Raw genomic sequence first — 7,035 nt, forward strand, 5'->3', positions numbered from 1 at the left:
CCGACGGACTGGCTGTCGGCCTACGGTCAGGCCGTCGAAGGACTCCAGACCTTGGGCATCAAGCCCTTCCTGTACCCGACCGCCGCGCCGTTCTGTCTCGGCGGCACCACCCTGGGCCTGGCCCCCGCCATGGCGGGCAGCATCCCGGGCCCGTGGCCGCACTACGCGATCTCCATTCCCGGCCTGGATCTTTCGGCCGTCAAGGCGGGCCAGGCCATGTTCGCCTTCGTGCCCTACGGCATCGCCCCCGACGGCGCGGACACCTCCGGCATGCAGGTCGCCTGGTTCAACACCACCACCGGCCGCGGCGGCCTGGTGCCGATGGGCCCGCTGAACCAGGTGCTCAATGCGATGATCCCGCCGCAGGTCCCGAACGAGTTGCGGCCCATGGTCGAACAGGCCGTGCACGACTACTTCACCGCGGCCCTGCCCGTCGGCGGCGTCCGCGCGGTGCCGGTGAACACGGGATCGGGCACGGTGCTGGCCGCCATGTTCGGCACGGTCCGCAATGGCGACACCACCTGCTTCTTCCTGCCGACCATCGGGATGACGCCGGTTCCCTGATCGGGACTCAGCCGACGGTCCGGCCCTTCCAGCGCAGCGCGCGAGTGCGGTGCGCGCGGTGGGACCGGGCCGACAGGGCCAGGTAGGCGGCGACCGAGAACGGGTGTGCCAGTGCCGCAACGGCATCCGTGGCGTCGACCGGCCCGCCGTTCTCGGTGGAGCGGGCCAGCAGGCGGGCGGTGACGGCGGCGGTACAGCCGAGTAGACCCATCCGGCGGATCCGTCCGCGCCCGCACACCGCCGCGACGGGCGGAACCCAGAAGGCCAGTGCCGCAATCGAACCGATCGCGAGACTGCCCGCGGGCCCGCCGTAGGCCGACCACAGCCAGCGGGTGTAGCCCTCGCTCACCTCGGCCGCGTCCCGGTACATGCGGGTCTCGGCCAGCGGCCCGGCCGCGACCAGTGCGGTGGACCGCCCCGCGCGCCGCAGCTCGCGGGCGATGGCCAGATCCTCGGTGACGCTGTCCGCGACCGCGGCGTGCCCGCCGACGGCCCGGTAGGCGGCGGCGTCGAAGACCAGGAACTGCCCGCACGCCACGGCCATCGACGGCCGCCGGGTCCGATTCGCCAGCGCGACCGGCAGAGTCGAGGCCCAGGACCAGCACAGCAGCGGCTGGACGAGGCGTTCGGCGGGGGAGACCGCGAGCTGGCGGGGCCACGGGCAGAGCAGATCGGTTCGGGCCGACCGCAGTTCACGGATCGCGGCCGACAGCGCGCCGGGCGCGAGCCGCACGTCGGCGTCGAGGAAGACCAGCACGCCGTCGGCGGTGTCGGCGAGTTCGGCCAGCCGGGCGCAGGCCGCGGTCTTGCCGGTCCAGCCGGGCGCCGGATCGGTGTCATTGCGGGAGAGCAGGAATCGGTGGTCGCCGCGGATGGCCGCGCGCGCCGCCTCGAAGGTGCCGTCGGTCGAGCCGTCGTCGAGGACGAGGACCCGCAGGCGCGGCAGATCGGGCTGGGCGCGCAGATCCGCGATGAGCTCGGGCAGCCGGTCGGCCTCGTCGCGGGCCGGAATGCAGACGGTGACCGGTTCGATGACGGTGGGCCCGCCGCGCCGCAGCCGGGGGACGGTGAGGCGATTGGCGAGAGCCACCGATGCGCCGAAGGCGGCGACGGCGCTCGCGGCCGCCACCGCCTTCGGGGCAAGAGACATGGGCTCGGTGCTAACGCGTATTGGTGCGGTCCGGGCGCAGCCAGCGCGCGGCGCGCACGTAGGCCGGCGGATCGGGGTTGCGGGTCATGTACGCCAGCACCGCGACCACCGCCGCCACCGCGAGGGTGATGCCGCCGACGATGCCCGCCCATCCGGCGAAGGACCGCGTATTCGGGTCCGCGTAGCCGACTTCGGCGCGCAGCGTGCTGACATCGCCGGGCGGCAGCTTCCAGGTGACCACCGAATCGCCCTCGCGGGTGCCGTTGGTGGTGGCGACGCGCGCCGGGAAGGCGACGGTCAGCTGCACGTCGGAGCCCTGCGGCGGCAGCGACTTCAGGTCCACCCGGCCGGTCAGGGTGACCAGGTCGCCGGAGCGGGCGAAGACCAGATTGAACATGCCGGAGGTTTGGTCGGACAGGCCGCCGAGCTGCTGCACCTCACCGAAGGTGAGATCGTCGAAGTACACCTGGCTGCCGACATAGCCGTCCTGCGCGTAGGAGTCCACCCGCACCTTGCCGGACAGGCCGTCGGGGGCCGCGAGCTGCGGGCCCTTGTCCTTCTCGTGCTGCGGCACGGCCGCGGCGACGATGCGCCCGGACACCCGGTCGTTGGAGGACACGCCCATCGACACCTGCACCCGGAGGCATCCGGTCAACAGGACCGCCAGCCCCGCGAACAGGACCACGGCCACGGTCCGTACCCATCGCCGCGATCGTCGCCGGGGTGGGGCGGATTCGAGTGTTCCCTCTGCTGTCGACATGTTCGGACTCGGCTGCACGGCTCACATCGTGCCATGGGTCCCGGGCCACAGCGTGATTCGACGGGCCCTCAGCCCCCGAACCAGCGGAATCCCCAGCACCCCGAGCCCGCAGAACCCGTACACCGCCGACACCGGCAGTCCCAGGAACACCGCGTGCGCCAGCGTCGACCCCAGCCACGTCCACCCGAACACCGCCACCGGAACCGCCCGCGCCGCACCCGAACCCGCGGCCGTCCGATCCCACCACTCCAGCAGCCCCGCCATCACCGCCGCCACCGCGAACCAGCCGGCATAGTTGCTGACCGGAATCTCACCCAGCCCCGGCAGCCCGGGAATCGGCGACCGCCACGTCCACTGCCCATCGGCCACCATCTGCGGATCCAGGAACAGATCCCACCCGACCGCCCCCGCCGCGGTCAGCGAAACCCGCCCGGCCGCCCCCTTCGCCAGCAGCCCGGCCACCACCCACACCGGATACAACCCGCCCGTCCACGCCAGCGGCACCACCACCGGCACCCCCAGCACCTCGGGCCCCAACCGCCCGCTCGCATAGTCGTAACCGCCGAACGGAATCCCGCTAGCCGTCCCCACCACCTCGGCCACCAACCCGACCCCGGACACGATCACCAGCACCCCGGCCGCCCACCGCACCCCGCGCGTCACCGCCGCATGCGTCAAAGCCGCCCCGGCCGAGAGCAATACGACCGCCACCGTCACCCGATCCCGCCCGACCCCCTGCGCCAGCGGATACGAGATCTGCACCAGCACCGACAACACCGCGGGCACCGCCGAGATCGCCACCGCCCGCCGCTCGGTCCAGATCCCCGGCCACCGGGTCACGGTCATCCGACGGCCTGCCACACGTCGCGCAGCAGACCAGGCGCCGTCGCCATCACTGTGGGCAGTCCGGCTTCGCGCCGTTCTCCCTCGCGGAAGGCGGTCGCGCCGCGGATCCGCGGGGAGCGCGACGGCGGTTCGCTCCGGCGAGGTGGTGTGGGCGGACCCGCAGTGGGTTTCGTGGCGGGGCCCGATAGGGCGGGGTCGGTCATCGGCGGGGCGGGAAGAGGCGGCGGGGGCGCAGGTCTCGGTCCACGAGGCGGGCGGCGCTGCGGCCGCTGGCGCCGGAGACGCCGCCGCCCGGGTGGGTGGAGGCGCCGGTGAGGTAGAGGCCGGGGGCGCCGGGCACGCGCTGGTTGGCGAGTTCGGGCAGGGGGCGCCACATGAACATCTGGTCGATGGACATCTCGACGTGCATGACATTGCCGCCGAGCAGGCCCATCTCGCGTTCCAGGTCGGCGGGGGTCTGGATGTGGCGCTGGGTGATCGAGGCGGCGAATCCCGGTGCGAGGGCGTCGACTTCGGCGATGATGCGGTCGGCCTCGGTCTCGGCGTGCGCGGACCAGTCGCTGCCGTCGGCGAGATCGTAGGGATGCCACTGCGACCACAGGGTGACCTGGTGTTCGCCCGCGGGGGCGATGGTCGGGTCCAGGGCGCTGAAAGTCATGGCCAGCACGACCGGGCGCGGCGGCAGATCGCCCGCCAGGGCCGCACCGTGGGCGCGACGCAGCTCGCGGCGGTCGGTGACGAGGAGTTGCAGCCCGTGCGCGGATTCGGCGGTCTCGGCCCCGGGATAGTGGGGGAGTTCGCTGATCGCGGCGCGCACCACCATGCCGATCCCGGGCCCCACACGGATGCGGCGTCGCCAGTCGGCGATCGTCGCGGTGTCGAATCCGCCCTGCTCCAGCAGGTTCAGGGTGGTGAGGATGTGGCTGCCCGCGATCACGGTGTCCGCGGACAGGTTTCGCCCGCTCGCGGTGCGCACCTCCCACCGGTCGCCCCGGCGGGTCAGAGCGGTCACCGCGTCGCCGGGGGAGACGACGCCGCCGTCGGACTCCAGCCGGGCCACCAGCGCCGCGCTCAGCGCGCCGCTGCCGCCGACCGCGCGCCCGGGCGGCAAGGTGTGCATGAGCGCCGCGAACCCCACCATGGGCGCGGACCCGGGTTCGGACATGGGCGGCCCGGACTGCGCGCCGAACCACGCCAGCGCCGCCTTCAGCCGTTCGCTGTCGAACAGGCTGTCCAGCAGCGCGTCTCCGGTCTGCATCATCTCCCGGGACAGGGCCCCGCCGCTGGCGCGCCCGGTGGCCCCGGCCGCCTCGCGGGGATCCATGCCCCAGAACGACTTCAGCAGATGCCCGCCTGTCGGGGTGCCCGAGAACGCCCGCATCACCCGCGCGCTGCGCGGACCCCACACGGTCGCGAACCGCCGGTACGCGTCGGCGTCACGCTGCCCGCAGGCGGCGGCGATGGACGCGCAGGTCCGGTCCAGGTCCCGGTGGAACACGATGGGCGCCAGCCCGCTCCCGGCGGGCGCGGGCGCGAAAGCCCAGGGGTCGCAGTCGATGTAGCGCAGCCCGAACCGGGCCAGCTCCAGCTCCTCGATGATCCCGGTGTGCCGGATCATGATGTGCGCCGAGGACCCCCGGTCGACCAGATGCCCGGGGAACCGTTCGACGGTGGAGACGGCCCCGCCGAGCACGGTGTCGCGTTCGAGCACCTCGACCCGATGCCCGGCCTTGGCCAGGTAGCAGGCCGCGACCAGCGCGTTGTGCCCCGATCCGACGACTACGACTGTGCGGGAACCGTTGTCGCGCCTGCTCACAGGGGCAGCCGCCGCCCGAGCACCGCGAACCGCCGGGTGTCGCCGGAGAAGATGAAGTGCCGCACCACATCCCCGAACCCCTGGCGCCGGTAGAGCCGCCAGGCCCGGTTGGCCTCGCGGTCCACTTCGGGGGTGGACAGCAGCACGGTGCGCTCGGGCCGGTTCTGCAGCAGCCGGGTGAGCAGGATCTCGCCGAGCCCGCGGCCCTGCGCGGCGGGGTGCACGTGCAGTTCGGTGAGCTCGAAGTAGTCCGAAAGCAGTTCCCGCGCGCCGGATTCGGGCCAGCCGGTACGCCGCATACCGCTGTACACCTGCTGATGCCACCACTGGTGCGGCGCGCCGTGATAGCCGTACGCGATGGCCACGATGGGCGCGGTGCGCAGGTCCAGTCGTCCGTCGTCGTCGGGCAGCACCGCGGCCACGGCCTTCCAACCGGGGCGGGTGGTGTGCTCGGTCCACATGGGCGCGCGCTGATGTTCGGTGCCGCGCGGATAGTCCATCGCCGCGACGTAGACCGCCAGGGCGTCGTGCAGCCGGTGCCGCAGGGTCGCGGCCGACAGATCGACCACGACGGGTGCCGGCGTCGGTTTGGGGGTGACTGCGGTCATCGGCTGGACGCAACTCTCGTTGGCGCGGACGGATGGATCGACAGTAGCGCCACGGTGGGCGCCTCAACTTGTCGGTGGGTCTCTCTATATTCAAACCCAACAGAAACCTTCGAATGCCTGTTCGATCATCGAATCGGGTGAAATGCCTGATCGGGACGCGTTGTCCTTATAGATGTGATTCGGGTGTGCGAGTGGGGAGGTACGCGAAATGACCGGGAAAACTGAACGTCCGGGCCACCCGGGCCGCGCCGGCGACCTGCTGCGCAAGGCTGACGGGCTGCTGTCGGAGGCACGGGGAGAACGCGATCCGGCGGAGCGTTTCCGCATCGCCTACCTGGCCGCGCTACGCGGGGCGGGCGCGGTGCTGGCACTGACAGGGGCCGACGGGGCGCCCCGGGCGCGCTCGCGCAACGCCTGGGTCCTGATGCAGCGCGCGGCACCGGAATTCGTCATGTGGACGGACTATTTCACCGGCCAGTCCGAGACCCGCGCGGCGCTCGAAGCGGGCCTGTCCCGGCCCATCGACGACCACCGCGCCGACGAGTTCGCTTCGCGGGTAGGCGCATTCCTGCACGACGTGGCGGATCTGCTGGCCGCCGCGTCGCGGCTGCGGCCCAGTTCAGGGTGGGTGAACGGAATGCTGGCGTGAGTATCGGCGAGTAGGTGGTCCGGTTCTGATCGAACTCGTATTATTGGTGGCAGATAGCCGCCAAGGTCGGCTACCCGTCGTCTACCCGGAGGCGACAGCCACCACCTAGTGCCGGGGGAGGTACCGTGCCACTCTCCGAGCACGAGCAGCGCATGCTCGAACAGATCGAGAGCGCGCTCTATGCTGAGGATCCGAAGTTCGCCTCGACTGTTCGGGGTGGACGGTTACGTTCTGCCACCGGTCGGCGCAGACTCCAGGCGGCGGCCTTGTTCGTCCTCGGCCTGTTTCTCTTGGTGGCCGGCATCGCCGCGCCGTTCAAGCCGGGCGGCTTCCCGATCATCAGTCTCGTCGGCTTCATCGTCATGTTCGGCGCGGGTGTGCTGTTGCTGATCGGTGGCCCCCGCATGGGTGGTCCGGCCGGTCGGACCTCGGACGCCCATCCCAGCCAGGGCGGCGCTCCCGGCGCCGGCCGCGGCAAGCCCCGCAAGCAGGGCGGGTTCTCCGCGCGGATGGAGGACCGGTTCCGCAAGAGGTTCGAACAGGACAGTTGACCGGGCTACCGTGCGGCCGACGGCTTTCGGACCGGCACGGTAGCGGACCACGATCGACCAACTGAAGATCTTCACGACACGCCGTGGCGCC

At 72.0% G+C, this 7,035-nt stretch carries 8 protein-coding genes; 3 read left to right on the forward strand and 5 right to left on the reverse strand.

Translation table 11 applies throughout. The features are described from left to right. Positions 1 to 564: hypothetical protein (locus ACFV4K_RS33940; RefSeq protein ID WP_379280389.1), on the forward strand; the 564-nt coding region annotated here is incomplete at its 5' end. Positions 565 to 571: 7 nt separating this feature from the next. Here ACFV4K_RS33940 and ACFV4K_RS33945 read toward each other — a convergent pair. The 5 genes from ACFV4K_RS33945 to ACFV4K_RS33965 form a co-directional block, all read right to left on the reverse strand. Next, positions 572 to 1,714 carry a glycosyltransferase gene (locus ACFV4K_RS33945; RefSeq protein ID WP_379280390.1) on the reverse strand — a complete coding sequence of 381 codons (1,143 nt, stop codon included), beginning with the start codon at positions 1,712 to 1,714 and terminating at the stop codon, positions 572 to 574. Between the two features lie 10 nt (positions 1,715 to 1,724). Further along, complete coding sequence (locus tag ACFV4K_RS33950; protein ID WP_379280391.1) at positions 1,725 to 2,474, reverse strand: LppM family (lipo)protein; 750 nt, start codon at positions 2,472 to 2,474, stop codon at positions 1,725 to 1,727. Between the two features lie 21 nt (positions 2,475 to 2,495). Further along, positions 2,496 to 3,320, reverse strand: a complete 825-nt coding sequence (locus tag ACFV4K_RS33955) for a carotenoid biosynthesis protein (RefSeq protein ID WP_379280392.1) — start codon at positions 3,318 to 3,320, stop codon at positions 2,496 to 2,498. A gap of 199 nt (positions 3,321 to 3,519) precedes the next feature. Then, positions 3,520 to 5,136, reverse strand: a complete 1,617-nt coding sequence (locus ACFV4K_RS33960) for a phytoene desaturase family protein (RefSeq protein WP_379280393.1) — start codon at positions 5,134 to 5,136, stop codon at positions 3,520 to 3,522. Continuing rightward, complete coding sequence (locus ACFV4K_RS33965; RefSeq protein WP_379280394.1) at positions 5,133 to 5,744, reverse strand: GNAT family N-acetyltransferase; 612 nt, start codon at positions 5,742 to 5,744, stop codon at positions 5,133 to 5,135. The genes ACFV4K_RS33960 and ACFV4K_RS33965 overlap by 4 nt, the downstream gene beginning before the upstream one ends. A 208-nt stretch (positions 5,745 to 5,952) precedes the next feature. Between ACFV4K_RS33965 and ACFV4K_RS33970 the strand changes: the two genes are divergently transcribed. Together ACFV4K_RS33970 and ACFV4K_RS33975 are read left to right on the forward strand one after the other, a co-directional pair. Further along, the gene (locus ACFV4K_RS33970; protein ID WP_379280395.1) at positions 5,953 to 6,393 is read left to right on the forward strand and encodes an SAV_6107 family HEPN domain-containing protein; all 441 of its coding nucleotides are present in this window, start codon (positions 5,953 to 5,955) and stop codon (positions 6,391 to 6,393) included. 125 nt (positions 6,394 to 6,518) lie between these two features. Beyond that, on the forward strand, positions 6,519 to 6,944 hold the full coding sequence (locus ACFV4K_RS33975; protein WP_379280396.1) for a DUF3040 domain-containing protein: 426 nt from the start codon (positions 6,519 to 6,521) through the stop codon (positions 6,942 to 6,944). Positions 6,945 to 7,035 lie beyond the last annotated feature (91 nt).

This window comes from Nocardia sp. NPDC059764 (genome assembly GCF_042732555.1).
Lineage (GTDB): Bacteria > Actinomycetota > Actinomycetes > Mycobacteriales > Mycobacteriaceae > Nocardia.